Origin of the sequence: Flavobacterium sp. LHD-80 (assembly GCF_030929605.1) — a bacterium.
GTDB lineage: Bacteria > Bacteroidota > Bacteroidia > Flavobacteriales > Flavobacteriaceae > Flavobacterium.
The window spans coordinates 529,030-552,355 of the sequence record NZ_JAVFVS010000001.1; the positions used below are offsets into that span (position 1 = coordinate 529,030).

Annotated in this window: 21 protein-coding genes; 11 read left to right on the forward strand and 10 right to left on the reverse strand. The window is 33.9% G+C overall.

Features of this window, described 5'->3' with window-relative positions:
- Positions 1-55 precede the first annotated feature (55 nt).
- The 4 genes from RB619_RS02290 to prfB all read right to left on the reverse strand — a co-directional run bounded on the left by RB619_RS02290 (position 56) and on the right by prfB (position 4,817).
- Entirely contained in the window at positions 56-1,684 is a 1,629-nt protein-coding gene (locus RB619_RS02290) for a carboxyl transferase domain-containing protein (RefSeq protein ID WP_308093639.1), read from the reverse strand.
- A gap of 163 nt (positions 1,685-1,847) precedes the next feature.
- Positions 1,848-2,846 (reverse strand): UDP-3-O-(3-hydroxymyristoyl)glucosamine N-acyltransferase, encoded by a 999-nt coding sequence (lpxD, locus tag RB619_RS02295; protein WP_308093642.1) that lies wholly within the window; start codon positions 2,844-2,846, stop codon positions 1,848-1,850.
- Between the two features lie 335 nt (positions 2,847-3,181).
- Complete coding sequence (msrB, locus tag RB619_RS02300; protein WP_308093644.1) at positions 3,182-3,628, reverse strand: peptide-methionine (R)-S-oxide reductase MsrB; 447 nt, start codon at positions 3,626-3,628, stop codon at positions 3,182-3,184.
- Between the two features lie 90 nt (positions 3,629-3,718).
- A protein-coding gene (prfB, locus tag RB619_RS02305) for a peptide chain release factor 2 (protein ID WP_308093647.1) occupies positions 3,719-4,817 on the reverse strand; the annotation gives its coding sequence in 2 pieces (ribosomal slippage) (positions 3,719-4,753 and positions 4,755-4,817; 1,098 coding nt in all).
- Between the two features lie 378 nt (positions 4,818-5,195).
- Here prfB and RB619_RS02310 point away from each other — a divergent pair.
- Positions 5,196-6,215 (forward strand): GntG family PLP-dependent aldolase, encoded by a 1,020-nt coding sequence (locus RB619_RS02310; protein WP_308093650.1) that lies wholly within the window; start codon positions 5,196-5,198, stop codon positions 6,213-6,215.
- A gap of 135 nt (positions 6,216-6,350) precedes the next feature.
- Here RB619_RS02310 and RB619_RS02315 read toward each other — a convergent pair whose 3' ends face one another.
- Entirely contained in the window at positions 6,351-6,671 is a 321-nt protein-coding gene (locus tag RB619_RS02315) for a YbaB/EbfC family nucleoid-associated protein (protein ID WP_155100804.1), read from the reverse strand.
- A gap of 143 nt (positions 6,672-6,814) precedes the next feature.
- On the opposite strand from RB619_RS02315, the gene RB619_RS02320 reads away from it, so the two are divergent.
- The 4 genes from RB619_RS02320 to RB619_RS02335 all read left to right on the forward strand — a co-directional run bounded on the left by RB619_RS02320 (position 6,815) and on the right by RB619_RS02335 (position 12,544).
- Complete coding sequence (locus RB619_RS02320; protein WP_308093653.1) at positions 6,815-8,878, forward strand: S9 family peptidase; 2,064 nt, start codon at positions 6,815-6,817, stop codon at positions 8,876-8,878.
- A 69-nt stretch (positions 8,879-8,947) separates the two neighbouring features.
- On the forward strand, positions 8,948-9,988 hold the full coding sequence (locus tag RB619_RS02325; protein ID WP_308093656.1) for a cysteine synthase family protein: 1,041 nt from the start codon (positions 8,948-8,950) through the stop codon (positions 9,986-9,988).
- Positions 9,989-10,365: 377 nt separating this feature from the next.
- Positions 10,366-11,292, forward strand: a complete 927-nt coding sequence (locus tag RB619_RS02330) for a LamG domain-containing protein (RefSeq protein WP_308093658.1) — start codon at positions 10,366-10,368, stop codon at positions 11,290-11,292.
- A 355-nt stretch (positions 11,293-11,647) separates the two neighbouring features.
- Complete coding sequence (locus RB619_RS02335) at positions 11,648-12,544, forward strand: LamG domain-containing protein (protein WP_308093659.1); 897 nt, start codon at positions 11,648-11,650, stop codon at positions 12,542-12,544.
- A 53-nt stretch (positions 12,545-12,597) separates the two neighbouring features.
- Here RB619_RS02335 and RB619_RS02340 read toward each other — a convergent pair whose 3' ends face one another.
- From RB619_RS02340 to RB619_RS02360, 5 genes are all read right to left on the reverse strand, one after another.
- A complete protein-coding gene (locus RB619_RS02340; RefSeq protein WP_308093661.1) occupies positions 12,598-12,801 on the reverse strand; it encodes a hypothetical protein in 204 nt (67 codons plus the stop codon).
- Positions 12,802-12,944: 143 nt separating this feature from the next.
- Positions 12,945-13,658: a YebC/PmpR family DNA-binding transcriptional regulator gene (locus RB619_RS02345; RefSeq protein ID WP_026729302.1), complete on the reverse strand. Its 714-nt coding sequence runs from the start codon at positions 13,656-13,658 to the stop codon at positions 12,945-12,947.
- A 276-nt stretch (positions 13,659-13,934) separates the two neighbouring features.
- Positions 13,935-15,965: a S41 family peptidase gene (locus tag RB619_RS02350; protein WP_308093669.1), complete on the reverse strand. Its 2,031-nt coding sequence runs from the start codon at positions 15,963-15,965 to the stop codon at positions 13,935-13,937.
- Between the two features lie 246 nt (positions 15,966-16,211).
- A complete protein-coding gene (gcvT, locus tag RB619_RS02355; RefSeq protein WP_308093671.1) occupies positions 16,212-17,294 on the reverse strand; it encodes a glycine cleavage system aminomethyltransferase GcvT in 1,083 nt (360 codons plus the stop codon).
- Positions 17,295-17,490: 196 nt separating this feature from the next.
- On the reverse strand, positions 17,491-18,378 hold the full coding sequence (locus RB619_RS02360) for a YitT family protein (RefSeq protein WP_308093673.1): 888 nt from the start codon (positions 18,376-18,378) through the stop codon (positions 17,491-17,493).
- A 301-nt stretch (positions 18,379-18,679) separates the two neighbouring features.
- On the opposite strand from RB619_RS02360, the gene RB619_RS02365 reads away from it, so the two are divergent.
- The 6 genes from RB619_RS02365 to RB619_RS02390 all read left to right on the forward strand — a co-directional run bounded on the left by RB619_RS02365 (position 18,680) and on the right by RB619_RS02390 (position 23,268).
- Positions 18,680-19,132 (forward strand): hypothetical protein, encoded by a 453-nt coding sequence (locus tag RB619_RS02365; RefSeq protein ID WP_308093675.1) that lies wholly within the window; start codon positions 18,680-18,682, stop codon positions 19,130-19,132.
- 41 nt (positions 19,133-19,173) lie between these two features.
- Positions 19,174-19,428 (forward strand): hypothetical protein, encoded by a 255-nt coding sequence (locus tag RB619_RS02370; RefSeq protein WP_308093677.1) that lies wholly within the window; start codon positions 19,174-19,176, stop codon positions 19,426-19,428.
- 18 nt (positions 19,429-19,446) lie between these two features.
- A complete protein-coding gene (locus RB619_RS02375) occupies positions 19,447-20,961 on the forward strand; it encodes an adenylate/guanylate cyclase domain-containing protein (protein WP_308093679.1) in 1,515 nt (504 codons plus the stop codon).
- Between the two features lie 9 nt (positions 20,962-20,970).
- Positions 20,971-21,831: an NAD(P)H-hydrate dehydratase gene (locus tag RB619_RS02380; protein WP_308093681.1), complete on the forward strand. Its 861-nt coding sequence runs from the start codon at positions 20,971-20,973 to the stop codon at positions 21,829-21,831.
- A gap of 281 nt (positions 21,832-22,112) precedes the next feature.
- Positions 22,113-22,895 carry a HipA family kinase gene (locus RB619_RS02385; protein ID WP_308093683.1) on the forward strand — a complete coding sequence of 261 codons (783 nt, stop codon included), beginning with the start codon at positions 22,113-22,115 and terminating at the stop codon, positions 22,893-22,895.
- Entirely contained in the window at positions 22,885-23,268 is a 384-nt protein-coding gene (locus RB619_RS02390; RefSeq protein ID WP_308093686.1) for a DUF3037 domain-containing protein, read from the forward strand. Before RB619_RS02385 ends, RB619_RS02390 begins: the two co-directional genes overlap by 11 nt.
- Positions 23,269-23,326 lie beyond the last annotated feature (58 nt).

Below are 23,326 nucleotides of genomic sequence, written 5' to 3' on the forward strand. Positions count from 1 at the left end.
TTGAAAATGAGTTTTTTGTTGTTTGTTTGCCTTGTTTTGAGAATTTCGGAATATTTTAAACCTGAATTACGCCCAAATTAAATGGTTTTTGAATTGGAGCGTGGTTTGCTGCTTCAATTCCCATAGAAATCCATGTGCGTGTATCTAAAGGATCAATAATGGCATCTGTCCATAGTCTTGAAGCTGCATAATAAGGTGAAGTCTGCTCGTCGTATCGTGCTTTTATTTTATTGAATAACTCCGTTTCTTTGGCTTCATCTACAACTTCGCCTTTTGCTTTAAGTGAAGAAGCTTCTATCTGCGCTAAAACTTTTGCTGCTTGTGTGCCTCCCATAACAGCAAGTTCTGCACTTGGCCAAGCAAATATTAATCTTGGGTCATAGGCTTTTCCGCACATAGCATAGTTTCCTGCACCGTACGAGTTGCCTACAATTACAGTAAATTTTGGAACAACTGAATTGCTGACAGCATTTACCATTTTGGCACCGTCTTTAATAATACCGCCATGTTCCGATTTAGAACCCACCATGAAACCAGTAACATCTTGTAAAAACACTAACGGAATTTTCTTTTGATTGCAATTTGCTATAAAACGGGTTGCTTTGTCAGCACTATCAGAATAAATAACACCGCCAAATTGCATTTCGCCTTTTTTGGTTTTTACGACTTTTCGTTGATTGGCAATAATTCCAACTGCCCAGCCGTCAATTCTGGCATAACCAGTAATCAGAGATTGACCATAACCTTCTTTATAAGCTTCAAATTCTGAATTATCAACCAAACGATTAATGATTTCCATCATATCATATTGCTCATTTCTGGCTTTTGGCAAAATTCCGTAAATATCTTTTGGTTCAAGCGCAGGTTTTTCGGCTTTGATTCGGTTGTAGCCCGCTTTGTCAAAATCACCAATTTTATCTACAATATTCTTTATTTTATCTAAAGCATCTTTATCATCTTTTGCTTTATAATCTGTAACTCCAGAGATTTCGCAATGTGTTGTTGCACCTCCTAAAGTTTCATTATCGATAGTTTCTCCAATCGCCGCTTTCACCAAATAGCTTCCGGCAAGAAAAATACTTCCAGTTTTATCAACAATTAAAGCTTCGTCGCTCATGATTGGCAAGTAGGCTCCTCCTGCAACACAGCTTCCCATAACGGCAGCAATTTGGGTAATTCCCATACTGCTCATTTGAGCATTGTTTCTAAAAATACGGCCAAAATGTTCTTTGTCAGGAAAAATTTCATCTTGCATTGGCAGATAAACTCCTGCGCTGTCAACTAAATAAATAATTGGAAGTCGGTTTTCCATTGCAATTTCTTGCGCGCGAAGATTTTTCTTTCCTGTAATAGGAAACCAGGCTCCGGCTTTCACAGTAGCATCATTAGCTACTACAATACATTGTTTTCCTCTAATATAGCCAATTTTCACCACAACACCACCAGAAGGACATCCTCCATGTTCAGCATACATACCATCGCCGGCAAAACCTCCAATTTCAATATATTTTGAATTTTCATCCAATAAATAAGCGATTCTTTCACGAGCAGTCATTTTTCCTTCAGCGTGCAGTTTTTCGATACGTTTTTCACCTCCGCCTAATTTCACTTTGGCAAATTTTTGTTTTAATTCTGAAAGGAGTAATTTATTGTGATCTTCGTTTTTATTGAAGTTTAAATCCATGATATAATATTGATTTTACAAAATAGTGTTGGCTAATTTACAAAATCAATTGAAATAAACCGAAAGTTTTAAAAATGCCTAAATTTTAAATTTTAGCGATATTAAGGCATAAAAAAAACAGAAGTTTTGTGCTTCTGTTTTTGTATAATTAATTAAATCGTGATTATTTTTTTGGACTGCAGACCATTTGCTTCAACATTGCCCATTGCTTAAGAGCATCGCGAGCTTCAACAGCTGGATAACCCAGCATTGTTTTTCCTGCAGGAACATCTCCAGTAACTCCAGATCCGGCGCCAACTACCGCTCCATCTCCAATAGTAGTATGATCTTTTATTGATGCGCTTCCGCCAATGATAACACCATTTCCTAAGGTTACAGAACCTGCCAAACCGCTGTTTCCAGCCATAATACAAAATTTGCCTAATTTACTGTTGTGTCCAATTTGAACTAAATTGTCGATCTTGCATCCATCGCCTAAAACAGTAGAACTAAATTTGCCACGGTCAACACAAGTGTTTGCTCCAATTTCGACACCATTTCCGATAATTACATTTCCAATTTGCGGAATTTTCACAAGCCCGTTTTCTTTGCAGGGACGAAACCCAAAACCATCAGCACCAATAGTTGCATTTGGGTGAATAATACAGTCGCTCCCAATATGACAGCGCTCGCGTACAACTGTTCCAGACCAAATTACAGTGTTTTTTCCAATGGTACATTCGTCTAAAATTGTCACATTTGGGTATATGGTCACATTTGCACCAATTTCAACTTTAGGCCCAATGTAACAGCCAGCACCAATTCTAGCGCCATCTGCTATTATTGCTGTTTCATCAATAGTGGCTGTTTTATGAATATTACTGCGAAATATAGGTGTAGGAGGGGCAAAAAGGGCAAGAATTTGAGACATGGCCAAATCGGCATTTTTTACTTTAATAAAAGCACGATTTTCACCAGGTTCTATTGAAATATCTTCATTGACAACTGCGATCGAAGCATTTGATGCCTGCCAATGTTTTTCATATTTTTTATTACCTATAAATGAAATTTGCGAAGTCGTTGCTTTTTCCAGTTGCTCGGTTGCAGTTATGCTTTGAGAAGTTGAGCCGTATATCACGCCATTAATTACTTCGTTAATCTCTTGAATTGAATAGGATTTCATTTATTGTATCTAATAGTATTTGGGGTTAATTTTTGCCAAATAAAATAAATTACATTTTAATTACCTAATATTTTTATCGTGTTTATTGAAAGATATTTAAAATAATAGTTTAAATATTACAAAATTAACATTTTAGCTATTAAAATTTTATCGGTTTTCTAATTTTTAAACCAAGTGAATGCATAGGTTTATGTTGCTTAAAAAGAAGTGTTTAGCTTTTTTTGAAGAAATGGAGAAAAGTTTTTTTATTGATAAGCAGTAACTTACATTTATTTTGTTAATTGCTTGAAGGCCAAAAAAAACGATTCGCTTTTTGAAAGGAATCGTTTTCTGTTTTAATCTTTAATTTTAGAGAGAGAAACTGCATTTATACAATAACGCAGACCGCTTGGCGGAGGACCATCTGGGAAAACGTGCCCTAAATGTCCATCGCAAACATTGCAGACAACTTCAACCCGAATCATTCCGTATGACTTATCAGCATGATATCCAATTGCATTTTCTTTAATTGGCTGTGTAAAAGAAGGCCATCCTGTTCCTGATTCAAATTTTTCGCTTGCATCAAATAAAACGGTTCCGCAGCATTTACATTCGTAAATTCCTGGATCAAACAAACTGCATAGTTCAGAGCTAAAAGATCTTTCAGTTCCTTTTAAACGTGTAACTTGAAATTCTTCAAGCGTTAGAAGCTGTTTCCATTCTTCGTCCGTTTTCTCCACTCTTTTATCCGGAGTGGGATTTCCTTTATTTGTAAAATGAATTACATCGGCCCATTTTATCATAATTTTTTTGTTTTAAAGTTTCAGGTTTCAGGTTTCAAGTTTACAGTGACTGCAAACTGAGACTGAACACTAAAAAAACTGAACACTGTTTTACTCTTCCTCTTTCTGTCCCATCATCATTAAATATGCTTTAAGGAATGGGTCAATATTTCCGTTCATTACGCCGTCAACATCGCTGGTTTCATAACCTGTACGAACGTCTTTTACTAATTTATAAGGTTGCATCACGTAATTACGTATTTGCGAACCCCATTCAATTTTCATTTTTCCAGCCTCAATATCAGCACGTTGTGCCTGTTGTTTCTTTAATTCAATTTCATACAACTGAGAACGAAGCATTTGCATAGCACGCTGTCTGTTGTCTTGTTGCGAACGAGTTTCAGAACATTGAATCTGGATTCCGGTTGGTTTGTGAACCAGCTGTACTTTAGTTTCAACTTTATTTACGTTCTGTCCTCCGGCACCACTTGATCTAGAAGTTGTAATTTCGATATCAGCAGGGTTAATGTCGATTTCGATACTGTCATCAACAAGCGGATAAACGTAAACGGATACGAAAGAAGTATGACGTTTTGCATTACTGTCAAAAGGTGAAATTCTAACCAAACGATGGACACCATTTTCTCCTTTTAAGTAACCAAAAGAATAATCGCCTTCAAACTCTAAAGTCACGGTTTTGATTCCGGCAACATCACCTTCCTGAAAGTTAAGTTCTTTTATTTTGTAGCCATAACTTTCACCCCACATCATGTACATACGCATCAACATTCCGGCCCAGTCACAACTTTCAGTTCCTCCGGCTCCGGCCGTAATTTGAACAACAGCGCATAGACTGTCTCCTTCGTCAGAAAGCATGTTTTTGAATTCGATGTTTTCAATATGCGCTTGTGCACCGCTGTATTGTTCGTCTAGTTCTTCTACAGTAAGTTCACCTTCTTTATAAAAATCATAAGCAAGCTGCAGCTCATCTGTAAGCTCGACGGCTTTGTCATAATCTTCAATCCATTTTTTCTTGTTTCGAAGATTTTTTACGATGTTTTCTGCTTCTTTGGCATTGTTCCAAAAATCAGGCGCAAAAGTTTTTTCTTCTTCGTTTGCAATTTCGATTAGCTTGGCATCAACGTCAAAGATACCTCCTCAACGCACCAAGGCGCTCCACAATACCTTTTACTTGTTCGGCTGTTGTCATAAATTAATAAGTAGTTTTAAGATGTTTTTTGTTGAAATTACAGTTGTTTGTTTATATAATTTCTTTATACAAAAATAAGATTTAGTTTTTAGAATACAGTAATAATTTTAGAATACAGCGATTAGTCTGTAAATGATTAAAGATTAGTAGTTTTAGGTTGTTTTTTTGTTTTTGAAAAGAAGCTGTTTCTTTTCAAATGAAATAGTTTCTAAACTTGGAACTCAATTTTTGAATTATTAATGTTAGTTTTATATGTTTTTTATAAATATTACGTTAATTTGGTTGTATAGTAATCGAAAGTTAAAATTTATGAAAACTTACGATTAATAAATAACAGTAATACGTAATTTTGCTGTCCAAAAAAGATATTAGTTTTATATGGAAATAAATTTAGTTAGCGATACCATTACTAAACCTACATACGAAATGCTGCAATATATGTTTAACGCACAAGTTGGCGACGACGTATATAAGCAGGATCCTACAGTTATCGAATTAGAAACAAGAGTAGCCGAATTTTTTGGTATGGAAGCTGGACTTTTTTTTCCGTCGGGAACTATGGCAAACCAAACTGCCATTAAATTACACACACAACCGGGTGAGCAATTAATTGCCGACAAATTTGCGCACGTTTATAATTTTGAAGGAGGAGGAGTTTCTTTTAACAGCGGTGTTTCATGCTGTTTGTTAGATGGCGACCGAGGGATGATCAACGCATCTCAAGTTGCGGCTGCAATCAACGATCCAGAGTTTTATCATAGTCCGTTAACGAGTTTGGTTTGTGTAGAAAATACAACTAATAAAGGAGGCGGTGCTTGTTATGAACTTGAAGATTTAAGAGATATAAAAAAGGTATGCGATGCCAATAATTTAAAATTCCATTTAGACGGAGCGAGAATTTGGAATGCATTAGTAGCTAAAAGACAAAATCCGAAGGAATTTGGAGCAATTTTCGATACTATTTCAGTTTGTTTGTCAAAAGGATTAGGTGCGCCAATTGGTTCTGTTTTGCTTGGAACTAAAGCTGATGTTCATAGAGCGTTGAGAATCAGAAAGATATTAGGTGGGGGAATGCGTCAAGTTGGATATTTGGCAGCTGCCGGATTATATGCTTTGGCAAATAATATTGAAAGATTAGCTGAAGATCACAGAAGAGCTAAAGAAATTGGAGCTGTTTTAAGCACAAAATCTTGGGTTTCAAGTGTTGAACCAGTAGAAACTAATATTTTAATTTTTTCTTTGGCAGAAGGTTATAGTGATCAGCTTTTAATCGAAAAATTAAAACAAAAAAACATTTTAATAAGCTCTTTAGGCCGCAATAAACTAAGAATCGTAACGCATTTAGATTACAAAGAAGTGATGCATACGTATGTTATGGAGACATTTTCGAAAATTTAAGATGCTAAGGTTCTAAGTTGCTAAGATTCTAAGGCTTTTCCTTTGTAAAAAAAAAAGACGCACAATTTGTGCGTCTTTTTTTAATCTTGAGTTCTTGTAAATCTTAGTACCTCAGAACCTTAGTGCCTCAGAACCTTATTTGAAAAGATTATCCATCCCTGGAATCATCGGCATATCCATTTTGGCAACAGCATCAAGTTCTCTTTCGTTTACGCTTGTTGCTCTTTCAATTGCTTTGTTTAATGTTACAATTAAGTAATCTTCTAGTTGTTCTTTGTCTTCTAAAAGAGAGTCATCAACAGAGATTGTTTTTATTTTTCTATTTGCAGTAATTGTTATCTTCAATAATCCGTCAGCGCTTTGTTCGTCAATCAAAACTGTATCTAAGCGTTTCTTAGTATCTTCAATTTTTTGTTGGGTTTCTTTAAGTTTGCCCATCATTCCCATTAAATCCATTTTTCTTGATTTTTTAAATTATTTAAGACAAAATTAGTATATTGCTATGGTAAATCAATAGAATATTTTATGAAAAAATTAATTTTCGTTCCTTTTGATTGTACTACTTTTGCTCCTTCGTATTTAAAATAAATGCTCAATCAATGCAAAATAATATAATGGCTCCCGAAGCCAAAGAAATTCCAAAGAAACTTAAAAAACATAAAGAGACCAGAATTGATAATTACTTTTGGCTGAATGACCGCGAAAATCCAGAAGTTATCGATTATCTGAACAAGGAAAATGATTACTATCAAAATATGACCGCTCATACTAAAGATTTGCAAGAATCTTTATATGAGGAAATGAAAAGCAGAATTAAAGAAGATGATTCTTCTGTTCCTTATTTTTACAATGGCTATTTTTATATTACACGTTTTGAAACAGGTCAGGATTATCCAATTTTTGCCAGAAAAAAAGGAAGTCTTTCTGCAGATGAAGAAATTTTGTTCAACTGTAATGAATTGGCAAAAGGTCATGCTTATTTCAAATTAGGCGGTTTAAGCATTAGTCCTGATAATAAATTTGCCAGTTTTGGAGTGGATATTGTAGGAAGAAGAATTTATACTGTTCAAGTTAAAAATTTAGAAACAGGAGAAATTCTTTCAGATAAAATCGAAAATGCAACAGGAAGTTCAGTTTGGGCAAATGACAACAATACTTTGTTTTACACTAGACAAGATGAGGTTACATTGCGTGCAGACAAAATTTTTCGACATAAATTAAATACAGATTCTGCAGCTGACGTTTTAGTTTATAATGAAACAGATGACACTTTTAATGTTTCTGTTCATAAAGAAAAATCTAAAAAATATATTGTAATCAGTTCAGGAAGTACTTTGACAACTGAATATAGGATTTTAAATTCTGATAATCCAGATGGAGACTTTGAAGTTTTTCAAACACGCGTTCGCGGATTAGAATATAGCATTTCACATTTTGAAGATTCGTTTTATGTTTTGACTAATAAAGACAAAGCGACGAATTTTAAATTGATGAAAACGCCTGAAAATAGAACAGGGAAGAGAAATTGGGTGGATGTTATTCCGCACAGAGAAGATGTTTTGTTGGAAGATATTGAAATCTTCAAAAATTACTTAGTCGTTGAAGAACGCTCAAATGGTTTGAATCACATCAGAATCATGCCTTGGAATGTCGATGAACCTGATTACTATCTGCCATTCGGAAGTGAAACATACAATGCTTATACAACAACTAATATTGATTTTGACACCGATATTTTGCGTTACAGCTATCAGTCACTTGCAACGCCATCGTCTGTAATTGATTTTAATATGAAAACTAAAACCAAGGAAATCTTAAAAGAACAACAGGTTTTAGGTGGAAAATTTGATAAAGAAAATTATATAGAAGAACGAGTTTGGGTAACGGCAAGAGATGGTGTAAAGGTGCCAATTTCTATGATTTATAGAAAAGGATTGGAGAAAAATGGCAAAAATCCGCTTTTATTGTATGCATATGGCTCATATGGAATTACAATGGATACTTATTTCTCGTCAACAAGACTTTCGCTCTTAGACCGCGGATTTGTTTACGCCATCGCTCATATACGTGGTGGAGAAGACTTAGGAAGACAATGGTATGAGGACGGAAAACTGTTAAAAAAGAAAAATACCTTTACAGATTTCATCGATTGCTCTAAATTTGTAATAAACGAGAAATACACTTCTTCTAAACATTTATACGCAGAAGGAGGATCAGCAGGGGGACTTTTGATGGGAGTTATTGCAAACGAAGCTCCTGAATTATATAACGGAGTAATTGCTCAGGTTCCTTTTGTTGATGTTATAACAACAATGTTAGACGATACAATTCCGTTAACAACTGGAGAATACGATGAATGGGGCAACCCAAACAATAAAAAATACTATGATTATATGTTGTCATACTCGCCGTATGATAATGTAAAAGAGCAAGATTATCCAAACATGTATGTATCTACAGGATTGCACGATTCGCAGGTACAATATTGGGAGCCTGCCAAATGGGTAGCTAAATTGAGAAATATGAAGACAAATGAGAAGCTTTTGTTTTTAGATACCAATATGGATGCCGGACATGGCGGTGCTTCAGGACGTTTTGAGGCTTTGAAGGACTTAGCAAAAGAATTTAGTTTTTTATTAGATTTAGAGAAAATTAAAAGCTAATTAGAAAAATTTTGTTAAATTTGCAACCTATCGGGGGTTTTAAAAAAGCCTTTGATTAACTATTTTTTTATGAAAGAAGAAATAAATGCTTATAATAATGTTTTAGAATTAATAGGTAACACCCCACTTATTAAGCTAAATAAAATCACCGAAGAGTTAGAAGGAAATTTCTACGCAAAGGTAGAAGCTTTTAATCCAGGTCATTCCTCAAAAGATAGAATCGCGTTATATATTATTGAAGAAGCTGAGAGAAAAGGAATTTTGTCGCCAGGTGATACTATTATTGAAACTACATCAGGAAACACAGGATTTAGTTTGGCAATGGTCAGCATTATTAAAGGATACAACTGTATTTTAGCAGTAAGTTCAAAATCATCAAAAGATAAGATTGACATGCTGAGAAGCCTAGGAGCAAAAGTTTATGTTTGTCCGGCTCACGTTTCAGCAGATGACGAAAGATCTTATTATAATGTAGCCAAGCGTTTACACGAAGAAACAAAAGGTTCTGTTTATATCAATCAATATTTCAATCAATTAAATATTGATGCCCATTACAATACTACAGGTCCTGAAATCTGGGAACAGACAAAAGGAAAAATCACACATTTGATTGCTTGCAGTGGAACAGGAGGAACAATCTCCGGTACTGCAAAATTCTTAAAAGAACAAAATCCTAATATTAGAATTCTTGGTGTTGATGCTTTTGGTTCAGTATTAAAGAAATATCACGAAACAAGAGAGTTTGACAACAAAGAAATTTATCCATACCGTATTGAAGGGTTAGGGAAAAATTTAATTCCGTCAGCGACAGATTTTGATATTATCGATAAATTCATGAAAGTAACCGATGAGGAAAGCGCTCACTCTGCGCGAGAAATTACTCGTAAAGAAGGTTTATTTGTTGGATATACTTCTGGAGCAGTAATGCAGGCGATTAAACAATATGCAGAAGAAGGTGAGTTTACAAAAGATAGTAATATTATTGCTATTTTCCCTGATCATGGTTCTCGTTATATGAGTAAAGTATTTAGTGATGACTGGATGAACGAGCAAGGATTCTTTGACAGTGTTAACGAAGAAGAAGCTCAAAAAATTGAATTTGTAAAGTAAATAAAACGACTTTTTAAGTATACAGAAACTCCATCCACGTGATGGAGTTTTTTTTTGCCCTTTGCTAAAAGAAGATTGCTGAAAATTTAAAAAGATGTAAAAAAGCACAAAAACAGCATTTGTGATAATTGTCAAATAATTATAAATACCGTATTTATACGTAAGAAAGTTTGAGTTTGATTGAAGTAATACTATTATTTTAATAATATTAATGAAAGTATAAAAAAATATAATTGATCGTTAAAAATCATCAATTTTGGTTATTTAAACGATTATTTAGGTTAGTTATCGAAAAAATTTTCGCTGAGAAGCATAAAAATATAGTTTAGCAGTGTTAAAATGACACAATGTTTTTTAATAACCCTAAATCTATCGCTATGAAAAAATTACTACTCTCTTTAATGTTTGTAAGTTATTTGAATGCTACTGCGCAGAATCCTATTCAGGAGTTTAACTTCAACGGAACTTTAAACAATACACAAAATACAATTACCTTCATGGGGACAAATAACTTTGTTCCGGATCGTATGGGAAATCCAAGCGGTGCGCAGCGTTTAAATAATAAAGCGCTTGAAGCTGTAATTGACGATCTTCCTCAAAACAATGCTGCGCGATCAATTAGTGTTTGGGTAAAACTGAACGATATTTCGAAAGCAAATTATATTTTGGGTTACGGAACAGCATATAATGCACAATATTATGGCTTGCTGCAACAAGGTACAGCTTCTTCAAATTCTGATTTGAGTTTGGCAGGCTGGGGAGCAAGCAACGATGTTATAGTTTCAGTTCCCTTGAGTAAAGACAAATGGTATAACTACACTATAACGTACGACGGAAAAATTTCTAAAATTTATCGTGACGGAGTATTTATCAAATCTTTAAGCGGTATCACACGTGCTACAAAAGGCAATATTTTTAGATTGGGTGAAATAAATACTACTGTTGGTATCAATGCTGATATTGATGATTTGAAGATTTTTAATGTTGCACTGACAGATGAACAGGTTACAGAATTTTATGAAGAATCAAAACCTGTAATTGCAGTTGTTGCCAATGTGGCGCCTGCTACTAAAGCTACAGCAGTTAAAACGGCAACCGGAAAAAGTAAAGTTGCGGTTAAGGCAACGCCATCAACAGCAATTATTTCGAACAAAGATATAAATGCAGGAGATAAAAATGTTGAGGTATACTCACAAGGGCAAAAAATAATTGGAGATAATTCAATGAATATAAGTGATTTGCCTGAAGGAACATATTTATTGAAAATAACAAGTGCTCCTTCAAAAAAAATAACGTCGAAGTAAGATTCAAAAATTTGGTTAATAGAAATAGTTAGTTAGTTTTTTATTTTTTTTATCATGTTGTTTAGTGAGCATTTATTTTGGATAGTGGAAAAAAACCTTTTGAAAATCAGAAGGTTTTTTTTGTAAAGATGTCTTTACAAATGTCATACTAAAATTTCAATGTTTTTTGATTATTCATTGTTTTAATAAGAATAACGTACTAATGAGCTGTTGGTGTTTGGTAACTTTGAATTAAATTTATAGTTTTAACAAAAAAAATGAAATTGTCTGTTTAGTTTTTTTACTGATCATTTTTAAATCATTTAATCACATATATTACTATTTATACATTTTTTAAATACCCTAAATCCTATTTATGAAGAAACTATTACTTACTTTAATGTTTGTAGCTTTTTTAAATTCTAATGCCCAAAATCCAGTTCAGGAATTCACTTTCAACGGAACTTTAAGCAGTACTGACGGTACTATAACCTTATTAGGAGCTTCTAATTTTGTAAATGACAGAATGGGGACAGCCAAAGCAGCACAGCGAATCACAAATAAAGTACTGCAAGGCGTAGTAGGGGAACTTCCGCAAGAAAACAAACCAAGATCCATTTCTTTTTGGGTAAAATTTAATAATGTCGCGGCGGCAAATTATATTCTTGGGTATGGAGCAGCTGTAAATTCTCAATTTTTTGGTTTATTGCAACAACCTGCAATCTCAGGAAATTCAGATTTGAGTTTGGTTGGCTGGGGTGATACAAATAATGTTATTGTTTCGACTCCGCTTCAAAAAGAAGTTTGGTACCAATATAACATTACTTATGATGGCAATACGTCTAAATTATATCGTAATGGAGAATTGTTGAAATCAGCAACAGGAATTACTCGTGCAACAAAAGGATATATTTTGAGATTAGGTCAAATCAATACAACAACTGTTATTAATGCTGATATAGACGATCTTAAAATATATAATGTAGCAATGACAGATGAACAGGTGATGGATTCTTATAATAGTTCTAAACCTGCTACTGTGGCGGTGGCTACAACTTCGGCAAAAAAGGTTGTTGCGTCTCCAACTACAAAAACTGTAGCTTCAGCAAAAACAGCTCCTGTAGCAGAAAATTCTGCAGAAAGCAATGGCGAGTCTAAAACTATTGAGGTTTTTTCCCAAGGAAGAAAAATAACGGGCAATGCTTCAAATATTGGAGATCTGCCAGAAGGAACTTATTTGTTGAAAATAACCAAAACACCAGCAAAAAAATAATTTGATTTTTCTGAATCAAAAAAGCCCTCTGATAATTTTCAGAGGGCTTTTTTTTAGTTTTTCTTTTGTTGTCCTGGTGCATATGCTTTTGCACTTTTGCTTCCTGACATTTTTTTACCCTGTCCCGGCGGCACTTTTTTAGTTGTTGGTGCTGGTTCGTTTGTATGAACGTGAGTACTGCAACTAATTACGCTTAATACTAAAAACAAAAGCACTAGTACTATTACAGCTATTCTTGTGTATTTTGATGTTTGCATATTCAATTTTAAGTTTTGTTTGAGGTTTTGCAAATATAATGGTAAATATGATTTTTCAAATATTTGGTACTAGTTTAAAATCATTACAAACAAAAAAGCCCTAGAAAAATCTAGAGCTTTTTGATATAATTTTGAAAAAAAAACTATTCTTCTTTCATTGTATGATAAACGTTCATAACGTCATCATCTTCTTCGATTTTCTCGATTAATTTTTCAACGTCAGCGATTTGAGCTTCAGTTAATTCTTTTGTTATTTGAGGAATACGCTCAAAACCAGAAGATAAAATTTCAAGACCTCTGTTTTCTAATTCTTTTTGTAAAGCACCAAAGCTTCCAAAAGGAGCATAAATTAAAATTCCGTCTTCGTCTTCAAAAACTTCTTCAGCACCAAAATCAATTAATTCTAATTCTAGTTCCTCAGCATCAAGACCATTATTAGCAATTCTGAAGTTGCAAGTATGATCAAACATGAATTCAACAGAACCTTGAGTTCCCATTGTTCCGTTACATTTATTAAAGTAACTTCTAATGTTTGCAACCGTTCTGTTATTATTGTCAGAAGCAGTTTCAATCAAGATTGCAATTCCGTGAGGTGCATATCCTTCAAATAAAATTTCTTTATAGTTGGCAGTATCTTTATTGCTTGCGTTTTTAATTGCGCGCTCCACATTGTCTTTTGGCATGTTGGCCGCTTTCGCATTTTGTATTACAGCTCTTAATCTAGAATTGGCATCTGGGTTTGGTCCGCCTTCTTTAACAGCCATAACGATATCTTTACCAATTCTGGTAAATGTTTTGGCCATCGCTGACCAACGTTTCATTTTTCTTCCTTTTCTAAATTCGAACGCTCTTCCCATTTCTAATTTTTAGTTTTGTGATGCAAAAATACGGTTATTCCTTATTTTTCCAAAAACAATGCAGTTCTTTTTTTGTATTGTTTTAAGCTTCAAGTTTCAAGTTGAATGGCTTGCGTTGATTTAACCTCAAAGCACGCTAAGTTTTTTATCTAAGTTATGTTTATAAACGCAAAGTTCGCAAAGCTTTGTGTGAAACCTTAGCGAACTTCGCGTAAACCTTAGCGCCCTTTGCGGTTAAACCTGAAACCTGAAACTTCAAACTTGAAACCAAAAATCCTACTTTGAGCCATTAAATTCATTGATCACATTCACAGCTTCATTCAAGTAGGGATTCGTTTTTAAATTATCAATTTGGTATTGATTTGCTGTTTTGTCGTTTGGATAAACGCCAAGCAAAAATTGATTTACAGTTGAGTTGTAAACATCCAGCGGATTATTTTCGTCATTGAAAGTATTGATTTCTTTCCAAAGCGAATTGACTAGTTTTTTTTGTTTGAAAACAGCATCTAAAGTCATCGGAAGTTCTGCTTTTGGTGTGTTTACAATATTGTCTATTTTTTGATTGATTTTTTTGATGTCATTAAAATAGTAATTATCGGCCAGCCTTGAAGAAGAGTTTTTAGCTAATTGATTAATTAGTGCTCTTTTTGTATAAGGTTTGTATTTTAAAAATGGTTCGATACTGTCATTTTTGATGGCAGTAGGGAAATCACTTTCTTTTTGATAAACATCTTCATAAAATTCTGGGAGTACCACATCTGGTGTAACGCCCACATATTGATGGCTTTTGCCGGTAACTCGGTAAAATTTATTAATCGTAATTTTCAAGAAATCAGTATTTTTTTCTTCGTCAAGCGAAAGAATGGTCTGCATAGTTGCTTTTCCAAGTGTGGTGCTTCCCATTAAAAGGGCGCGATTATAATCTTGCATTATCGAAGCAAAAAATTCACTTGCCGAGGCTGTATTGCTGTTTACAAGCACTACAATTGGTCCTTTATAAATTAATCCTTTGTACGGATCATTAATCACCGATTTCTCTTTTTTGTTGTCAATTACAATCGAAATTGGGCCATAATCAATAAACATTCCGGCTAATTTTATGGCTTCTTCCATAGAACCGCCACCGTTGTCAATCAAATCGATAACCAATCCTTTTATATTGTCTCTTTCTAGTTTCAATATTTCTCGAGCAACATCATCGGCGCAGCCTTTTCGGTTGTTTTCATCTAAATCAGCATAAAAACTCGGGATTTTGATGTAGCCAATTTTACTGTCTTTCCCAATAATAAAGCTGTAAACTGAATTATCTTCATCTTTCATGACTTGCTTTTCAATATAAACATCAAAGCTTTTTCCTGAATTTCGCTTCAGCGTAAGCGTTATGCTTTTATTGGATTCAGACAAAATCATAGTCGAAATCGATTCTAATGAAGAACAGGAAACTTTCAGGGTTTCTTTTTGATTGGATATCGAAATAATTTGGTCTCCTTTTTTAATAAGTCCGGTTTGATAAGCAGGGCCATTTGGGTCAATTTCGGCAATGATTATTTCGTTTTTCTCATTCAGATTAACGCTCATACCTAAGGAAAGATGTTCTTTAGATAATGAAGCCACAAAACTTGTTTTAGAATCATCACTGAAATAGGCAGTATGCGGATCAAAATACGTGCAGAAATAGTTATAAAGATTTTCTTCCTGTTTGATTTTAGTTTCTAGCAGTGTGCTGATTCGGCAAATTTCATTAGACAAAATCATACGTCTCGAAGCGGCTTCAATTGAAGCGAAATTTGCTTTGATTGAATCTAGATTGTCACTAGTTTCGGCTATTTCATCTAAAATCTGGTAACGCAGTTTTTTAAGCCAGACTTTCTCCAGATCTTCTTTTTTTAGATAAAAAGGAAATGCTTTTTTGTAAAATCGAATCGTGTCTTTAATTGTATAATCAATTTTTCCGGCTTGAATTTTTTCCAAAACAGCTTTTGTTCTCAAAAGTCCTGTTTTGTATTTTGAAGTAATATCATCTAAAAAACTGCAGTCATTGCTCAAAATCAAATTATCGAGATTTAGACGGTATTTTTTAGCCATTTCGTCATATTCACTTTTAAAAAAGAGATTTCGAGAAGGGTCTAATTCGTTGATTAAATTATCGAAAACAAAAATTGATAAACTATCATTTATTGGCTTTGGTCGAATATGTTCGGTTTGAACAAGCGCATTAATCTTATTTAAGATTTGACATGTTTGAGCGCTATTTTGACCAAATAGAACAGTTGAAGTAAGCAGAAGTACTAATAATAGGTTTTTCATAAATCTGTAAATCATCAGTTACACTAAAATTACGGTATTTTTTTTATAAAAGACAGTAATTTCTGCAGAAAATCGACAACTAAAAGATTTTATCTATGAATGACATCAAATAAAAAAAATGCATTACAACTTTTAAGATTGTAATGCATTTTTAGGGTTTTCTTTAAGTCGAAAGTTGAAAGTCATAAAGGTGTAAAACACAAAACTTTTAGACTTTTGACTTTCGACTTTAAAACTTATTATAAATTATTTCTTGTAAAAAGGCAATTTTACCACTTTTGCAGGAACATCATTTTTTCTGATTCTGATAAAAATATCACTTTCAACAGCGCTGTTTGCAACTGTAACATATCCTAAACCAATTCCTTTATTCATAGAAGGTGACATTGTACCAGAAGTTACAATCCCAATTACAGCTCCAGATCCGTCAACAATTTCGTAATCGTGTCTTGGCACTGCACGTTCTTGCATTTCAAAAGCAACTAATTTTCTTGTAATACCAGCTTCTTTTTGTTTTTTCAAACTTTCAGAATTAGTAAAATCTTTAGTGAATTTAGTAATCCATCCTAAACCAGCTTCAAGCGGAGAAGTTGTATCGTTAATATCGTTTCCGTATAAACAGAATCCCATTTCTAGACGTAAAGTATCACGTGCTGCAAGTCCGATTGGTTTGATTCCGAATGCCTCACCAGCTTCAAAAACTTTGTTCCAAATTGCTTCAGCATCAGCATTTTTGCAGTAAATTTCAAATCCACCAGAACCTGTATAACCAGTTGCAGAGATAATTACGTCATTAAAACCAGCAAAATCAGCTACTTCAAAATGGTAATAAGCAATCGCTGATAAATCGATAGAAGATAAAGGTTGCATTGCTTCAACTGCTTTTGGCCCTTGAATAGCCAATAATGAATAATCATCAGAAAGGTTTTTCATTTCAACTCCTAAATCATTGTGAGAAGAAATCCAGTTCCAGTCTTTTTCAATATTCGAAGCATTTACAACAAGTAAATATTCTTCGTCTTTCATTTTATAAATAATCAAATCATCTACGATCCCGCCTTCGTTATTTGGAAGACAAGAATATTGCGCTCTTCCAATCGTCAAAGTCGAAGCATCATTCGAAGTTACTTTTTGAATCAAAGCCAACGCATTTGGACCCGTTAACAAAAATTCGCCCATATGCGAAACGTCAAAAACGCCCACGCTGTTACGGACTGTTTCGTGTTCAGCATTAACTCCTTCATAAGTAATAGGCATGTTATAACCAGCAAAAGGAAGCATTTTTGCTCCTAAACCTTCATGTATGTGCGTAAGCGCAGTATTTTTCATTGTGTTGTTTTATAAAATTGAGTCGCAAATTTATTCAAAAAATATCGAATTTTGATAGTCTAAATTATAAATTTCGCAATATTTAGGTGTTAATTCTTATTATCCGCTAGCCTTATCAAAGTTTTAAACTTTGACAAAGCTCCAATAATTTCAAATCAAGTATTTCGTGAAAATTCGTGAAATTCGTGGCAAAAAACTAATGCTTAGCCTTAAATCGTAAAATACCACCGCTCGCATCTTTTATATATTGAATATACATAAAAGCATGTGGATCAAGCTGGCTGATTTCTTCTTTAATTCGCAGTAATTCCAAACGTGTTACTATGGTTACAATAATATCGCAATCCCATTTTTCATGAAAACTGTCTGGCAAGTAACCTCTTTCGCCTTTAATAATCGTGATGCCTTTTCTAAATTTTTGAACAATCAAATCTTTTATTTCATCGCTTTTGGCCGAAATAATATGTAATGAAATATACTGTTCAATTCCCTGTGAGATATAATCTAAAGATTTTACGGCCGAAAAATAAGTGACAATAGAATATAACGCAGTCGAAATGCCAAAATACCAAGCCGCCGCAAGAAACAATAAACTGTTTATCCCAAAGATGACTTCTGAAACATTTAAACCAATTTTTCTCGTGGTAAGCAAAGCTAAAATTTCAATTCCATCTGCAGTTGACCCGCTTCGGATGCAAAATCCCATTCCAATACCAATTAAACAGCCTCCAAATAAAGCAATTAGTAATTTGTCTGAAGTTACGGCATCAATATGTACAAAATTGATGCTCAAAGCAATAAGAACAAACGTAATCAGACTTTGAACAGCAAAAGTATTGCCGAGGATTTTTTTTCCGATATACAAAAACGGAATATTTAAAAAGAGAACTAAAGCACCAAACGGAAGATGTAAAATTTCATGAAGAAGCATCGAAATTCCGATAACGCCGCCGTCTAAAAACTTGTTTGGAAGCATGAAACCTTTTAAAGCTAGCGTGATAAACGCAACTCCAATGATATTGAGAGCAATGTTTTTAAAATTTAAAATTTCTTTCCAGTCTATGGCGTGTTTGTTTACGTTCATAAGCGTTATATGTTAGCTGAATTTTAGTTGAAGTAAACTTGTAAAGTGTTTAAAAACAGATTATTACATTTATAAATATAAAGAATTTACTTCTTTTATTAACTAAATATCCGACGAAACGATACTTTAATCCGATTAAACGGCAACTTGTTGATTTTATGAATGTTGGAATAAAAAAATCACTAAATTTGAGTTACAATTGAAAGTTTTACCCCTTAAAAATCAACCATTTAATCTTTGATGACAAACTAATTTTGTGGCCTCTAAAAACAAATTATTTTAATCATTTAAGAATTGAATTATGGGTAAAAATGTACAGATAGTTTTGACTGTTGATGCCAGCAGACTCTATCACATGACGAATCCTTCTCAGGATGATATTCACGACAATTGCACACTTTCTGATGATAACGACGGAATTAGCGATACCGGAAAAATAGTTGATTTTTTAAGCAATGTATATATTGCTCAAAATGTAGAATGGGTTGGTGAATCAAAAGATGCAGGCTACGATATTGCAATTGACAGCATCGTTTATGATTTTGATTTAAATGATCCAACTGATATTTATTTTCTTGATGACGATATCACGATCACTGGTTCTGGCGGAAAAAACAGCAAAGTAGTGGCGACAGTTAAAGATCAAGCTGATATTGCCGAAACAAACAATATTTACAAAATCAATTTCAGTATTTACTACCAAAATAGTGTAAAAAAATTTCTAATCGATCCTAAATTAAGAGCTAACAGTTAAGCATTTTGAGAAAAAGTATTTCAGTTACCAGAATTTGTTTTTTGATAATTGCAATTTGCTTTTTATCGGTTATTTGCCATGCTCAAAACCAAAAAATAGCCGATAGTTTACAGAAAATCTATAAAGAAAATACACTTTCCGGCGAAGCCAAACTTGAATTATTACGGAATTTATCTTTTAACGAAGTCAGTGACCTCAAGACTTCTTTAAAGTATGCCAATGAACTTATTAGCCTCTCAAAAAAAGAAAATAATTATCTCTATTTGCATCGCGGTTATCTGCAAAAAGGAAATTAGTACCGAGTTCTTGGCGATTTGAATACGGCACTCGAAGCCTATTTTAAAAGTAAAGATGCTGCAGTTCAAGCTGATTATCCCGCTGGCGAAGGTTCTGCTAATATGTCTATTGCCGATGTTTATTCGGTTATGGACAACACTTTAAGTGCCCAAATGTACTATAACAAAGCAATTTCTATTTTACGAAAAACAACCGATACAATTTCATTAGCGACTGCCTTATTGAACGCTGGAGAAGAATATTCGAAAAGTAAAAAGTATGAAAATGCATTAGCCTATTATAAAGAGTCCGGTATTCTCTTTAAGAAGGCTAATTATTTAATTGGGACAGCTTATAATTTAGGGAATACCGGAATGCTTTATGCCGAGCAGGGAAAGGATGATTTGGCAATGAAAAATATAAATGAAGCGATCGCAATTCTGGAAAAATTAGAAGATTATTACGCTATTTCCGATTATCTCACGTATATGTCCGACATTTATTTGAAACGAAATAATTGGAAAAAAGCTTTAGGTTATGCCGAAGAAAGTTTGAGTTTGGCGCAGAAATATGGATTAAAAGAACAGCTGAGCAATTCAAATTTAAAACTTTCAGAATTATATCAAAAATCAGGTGATTTTAGGGAATCACTACATTATTATAAAAACCATATTGTTTACAAAGACAGTGTAAATAATATTGAAATGGTTCAAAAAATGGCAGACATTCGAACGAATGCTGAAGTTGCCCAAAAACAAATCGAAGTCAACTTACTAAATCAGCAAAAAAAGACACAGAAAATTATTGCCATTTCGTCTATAATCTCTTTTATATTAGTGCTTTTACTGGCTTTTGGTTTGTACCGAAGATATAAATTTGTGCATAAAACCAATAAAATTATCGCGAACGAAAGAAATCGATCCAATTCTTTATTGCTTAATATTCTTCCCGAAGAAACTGCTGCCGAACTAAAAGAAACCGGAAAAGTTGAAGCTAAAAAATTCGAATCGGTTACGGTTTTATTTACCGATTTTGAGGGATTTACAAGTTATTCTGAAAATTTATCTCCAGAAATACTGGTACAAAGCGTGGATTATTATTTTTCAAAATTTGATCAGATTATCGAAAAATATGATTTAGAGAAAATAAAAACCGTTGGCGATTCTTATATGTGCGCTGGCGGATTGCCGTATAAGTCTGATAATCATGCAAATTTAATGGTTCGTGCTGCTTTAGAAATGCTTAAATTTGTTGAAGACTCAAAATCAAATGTTGATTTTAACGGAACTCGGTTTAATATCAGAATCGGAATTAATTCGGGGCCTGTTGTTGCGGGAGTTGTAGGAACTAAAAAGTTTGCCTACGATATTTGGGGAGATGCCGTAAATATTGCCTCAAGAATGGAATCGAATTCGGAATCCGGGAAAATTAATGTTTCTGAAAATACATTTGAATTGATAAAAGACAATTTTGATTGCAGTTATCGCGGTGAAATTCTAGTTAAAAATAAAGGCATGATGAAAATGTATTTTGTAAATCAGCGTTTGAATTAAAAATAGAAAATGAAAGCTCCATATTTAATCACAAAAGAAGAAGTTTTAAAAATCTACAAACCTGTAAATCCGCAGACGCATAAAGGAATTCAAGGTCATGCAGTGATTATTGGCGGAAGTTATGGTAAAATTGGAGCAGCCGTTTTAGCTTCAAAATCCTGTCTAAAATCTGGTTGCGGACTTGTAACTGCTTTTGTACCAAAATGCGGTTACCAAATACTCCAAATTTCAATTCCCGAAGTTATGGTTCTCACTGATGAAAATGCAAATTTCATTACCAATATTCATTTACCATTAGTGCCGCAGGCAATCGGATTTGGACCTGGAATAGGAAAGGAGCTCGGAACCCAAAAAGCTTTATTTGAGTTTTTGAGAGTGAATAAAGCGCCTTTAGTTCTCGATGCCGATGCTTTGAACATCATTTCTGAAAATTTATCTTGGTTAGAATTAGTGCCCGAAAACACAATTTTGACACCTCATCCTAAAGAATTGGAACGCTTAATAGGCAAATGGAATTCGGAAGCGGAGAAGTTTCAAAAAACAGTCTCTTTTTCAGAAAAGTATAAAGTTATCTTTGTGATGAAAGGCGCCCCGACACATATTATAAATAAAAATGAAATTTACGAAAATACAACCGGAAACGCAGCGCTTGCCACAGCAGGAAGCGGTGATGTTTTAACGGGAATTATAACAAGCTTATTAGCTCAAGGTTATGAACCAAAATACGCAGCAAAACTTGGCGTTTTTCTTCACGGTTTAACCGCTGATATTGCTTTGCCTAAAACAGGTTATGAATGTTTTATAGCCTCTGATATTATTGAGAATTTAGGAAAAGCTTTTCTTGAATTAGGAAATGTGCCAATTTTATAATTAGATAATTTTATTGAGTTGTCACCCTGAGCGAAGTCGAAGGGGCGAAAGTAGCTCGACAAAGTAACTAAACTTTGTGGAATATCTTTGCGGTCCTTCGACTTCGCTCAGGATGACATAAAATGAGAATTAATCTACGTGATCTGCAAAATCTGCGTGAACAAATCTTCGCGTTCTTTGCGTAAACCTTCGCGAACTTTGCGTTAAAATAAATCTTCCCAGTTAAAAAAATCTAAAATCTATCCTCTGAAATCTAAAATCAAAAATCGTAAGTTTGTAATATGAAAAATAACTTCGATCTCAGAACGGTAAACGTCATGCGATACATTACGCCACTGCGCGAAGGCGGTTCTTTACCCGCTTTGGCAGAAGCCGATGACGATTTTAAATACGTATTAAAATTTAGAGGTGCCGGACACGGCGTAAAAGCTCTTATAGCCGAATTAGTTGGCGGACATATAGCAAAAGCCTTAAAACTTCAACTTCCCGAATTAGTTTTCGCCAATCTCGACGAAGCTTTCGGAAGAACCGAAGCGGATGAAGAAATTCAGGATTTATTGCAAGGAAGTCAAGGATTAAATTTGGCGCTTCATTTTTTGTCAGGCGCGATTACTTTTGATCCTGTTGTTACGACTGTCGATGCCAAATTAGCGTCGCAAATTGTTTGGCTTGACGCTTACATCACAAACGTTGATAGAACTTTCAAAAACACCAATATGTTGATCTGGCATAAAGAATTATGGCTGATTGATCATGGCGCATGTTTGTATTTTCATCATTCTTGGAACAATTGGGAACAACATGCTAAAAGTCCGTTTGCATTGATAAAAGATCACGTTTTATTACCTCAAGCTTCACTTTTAAAAGAAGTCGATGCCGAATTTAAAGCAATTTTGACTCCAGAAGTTTTAGCAGAAATTGTAAATACGATTCCGTTAGACTGGTTGCAATGGGAAGATGCCGATGAAACGCCAGAAGCATTACGAAACGTGTATTTGCAGTTTTTAAAGACAAGATTAGAGAATTCAGAAATATTTGTAAATCAGGCTCAAAATGCAAGATAATCACTTATACGAATATGCTGTGATTCGTGTTGTGCCAAGGGTAGAGCGCGAAGAATTCCTGAATATCGGAATCATTTTGTTTTGCAAAAAAGCCAAGTTTATAAAAGTCCTTTTTCATTTAAATAAAGAAAAAATAGAAACACTTTCTAACGATTTTGATATCGAACAATTAGAGTGCAATTTAACTTCTTTAGAAAAAATCACAAACGGAGCCAAAGACGGCGGTCCAATCGCTGCATTTGAGATTCCAGAACGTTTTCGCTGGTTAACCGCAATTAGAAGTTCTGCGATACAAACGTCGAGACCTCATCCGGGTTTGTGTCAGGATTTAGAGAAAACGATTCAACGTTTGTTTATAGAACTTGTTTTGTAAACTGTTTTGAAACCATATAAGTTATATAAGATAATTTAAGGTTTGGCTTAAAATAATC

Excerpts from the sequence above, each read along its gene's own strand:
- RB619_RS02290 (WP_308093639.1), bottom strand. The coding sequence starts at position 1,684 with ATGGATTTAAACTTCAATAAAAACGAAGATCACAATAAATTACTCCTT.
- lpxD (WP_308093642.1), bottom strand. The coding sequence starts at position 2,846 with ATGAAATCCTATTCAATTCAAGAGATTAACGAAGTAATTAATGGCGTG.
- msrB (WP_308093644.1), bottom strand. The coding sequence starts at position 3,628 with ATGATAAAATGGGCCGATGTAATTCATTTTACAAATAAAGGAAATCCC.
- RB619_RS02310 (WP_308093650.1), top strand. The coding sequence starts at position 5,196 with ATGGAAATAAATTTAGTTAGCGATACCATTACTAAACCTACATACGAA.
- RB619_RS02315 (WP_155100804.1), bottom strand. The coding sequence starts at position 6,671 with ATGGATTTAATGGGAATGATGGGCAAACTTAAAGAAACCCAACAAAAA.
- RB619_RS02320 (WP_308093653.1), top strand. The coding sequence starts at position 6,815 with ATGCAAAATAATATAATGGCTCCCGAAGCCAAAGAAATTCCAAAGAAA.
- RB619_RS02325 (WP_308093656.1), top strand. The coding sequence starts at position 8,948 with ATGAAAGAAGAAATAAATGCTTATAATAATGTTTTAGAATTAATAGGT.
- RB619_RS02330 (WP_308093658.1), top strand. The coding sequence starts at position 10,366 with ATGAAAAAATTACTACTCTCTTTAATGTTTGTAAGTTATTTGAATGCT.
- RB619_RS02335 (WP_308093659.1), top strand. The coding sequence starts at position 11,648 with ATGAAGAAACTATTACTTACTTTAATGTTTGTAGCTTTTTTAAATTCT.
- RB619_RS02340 (WP_308093661.1), bottom strand. The coding sequence starts at position 12,801 with ATGCAAACATCAAAATACACAAGAATAGCTGTAATAGTACTAGTGCTT.
- RB619_RS02345 (WP_026729302.1), bottom strand. The coding sequence starts at position 13,658 with ATGGGAAGAGCGTTCGAATTTAGAAAAGGAAGAAAAATGAAACGTTGG.
- RB619_RS02350 (WP_308093669.1), bottom strand. The coding sequence starts at position 15,965 with ATGAAAAACCTATTATTAGTACTTCTGCTTACTTCAACTGTTCTATTT.
- gcvT (WP_308093671.1), bottom strand. The coding sequence starts at position 17,294 with ATGAAAAATACTGCGCTTACGCACATACATGAAGGTTTAGGAGCAAAA.
- RB619_RS02360 (WP_308093673.1), bottom strand. The coding sequence starts at position 18,378 with ATGAACGTAAACAAACACGCCATAGACTGGAAAGAAATTTTAAATTTT.
- RB619_RS02365 (WP_308093675.1), top strand. The coding sequence starts at position 18,680 with ATGGGTAAAAATGTACAGATAGTTTTGACTGTTGATGCCAGCAGACTC.
- RB619_RS02380 (WP_308093681.1), top strand. The coding sequence starts at position 20,971 with ATGAAAGCTCCATATTTAATCACAAAAGAAGAAGTTTTAAAAATCTAC.
- RB619_RS02385 (WP_308093683.1), top strand. The coding sequence starts at position 22,113 with ATGAAAAATAACTTCGATCTCAGAACGGTAAACGTCATGCGATACATT.
- RB619_RS02390 (WP_308093686.1), top strand. The coding sequence starts at position 22,885 with ATGCAAGATAATCACTTATACGAATATGCTGTGATTCGTGTTGTGCCA.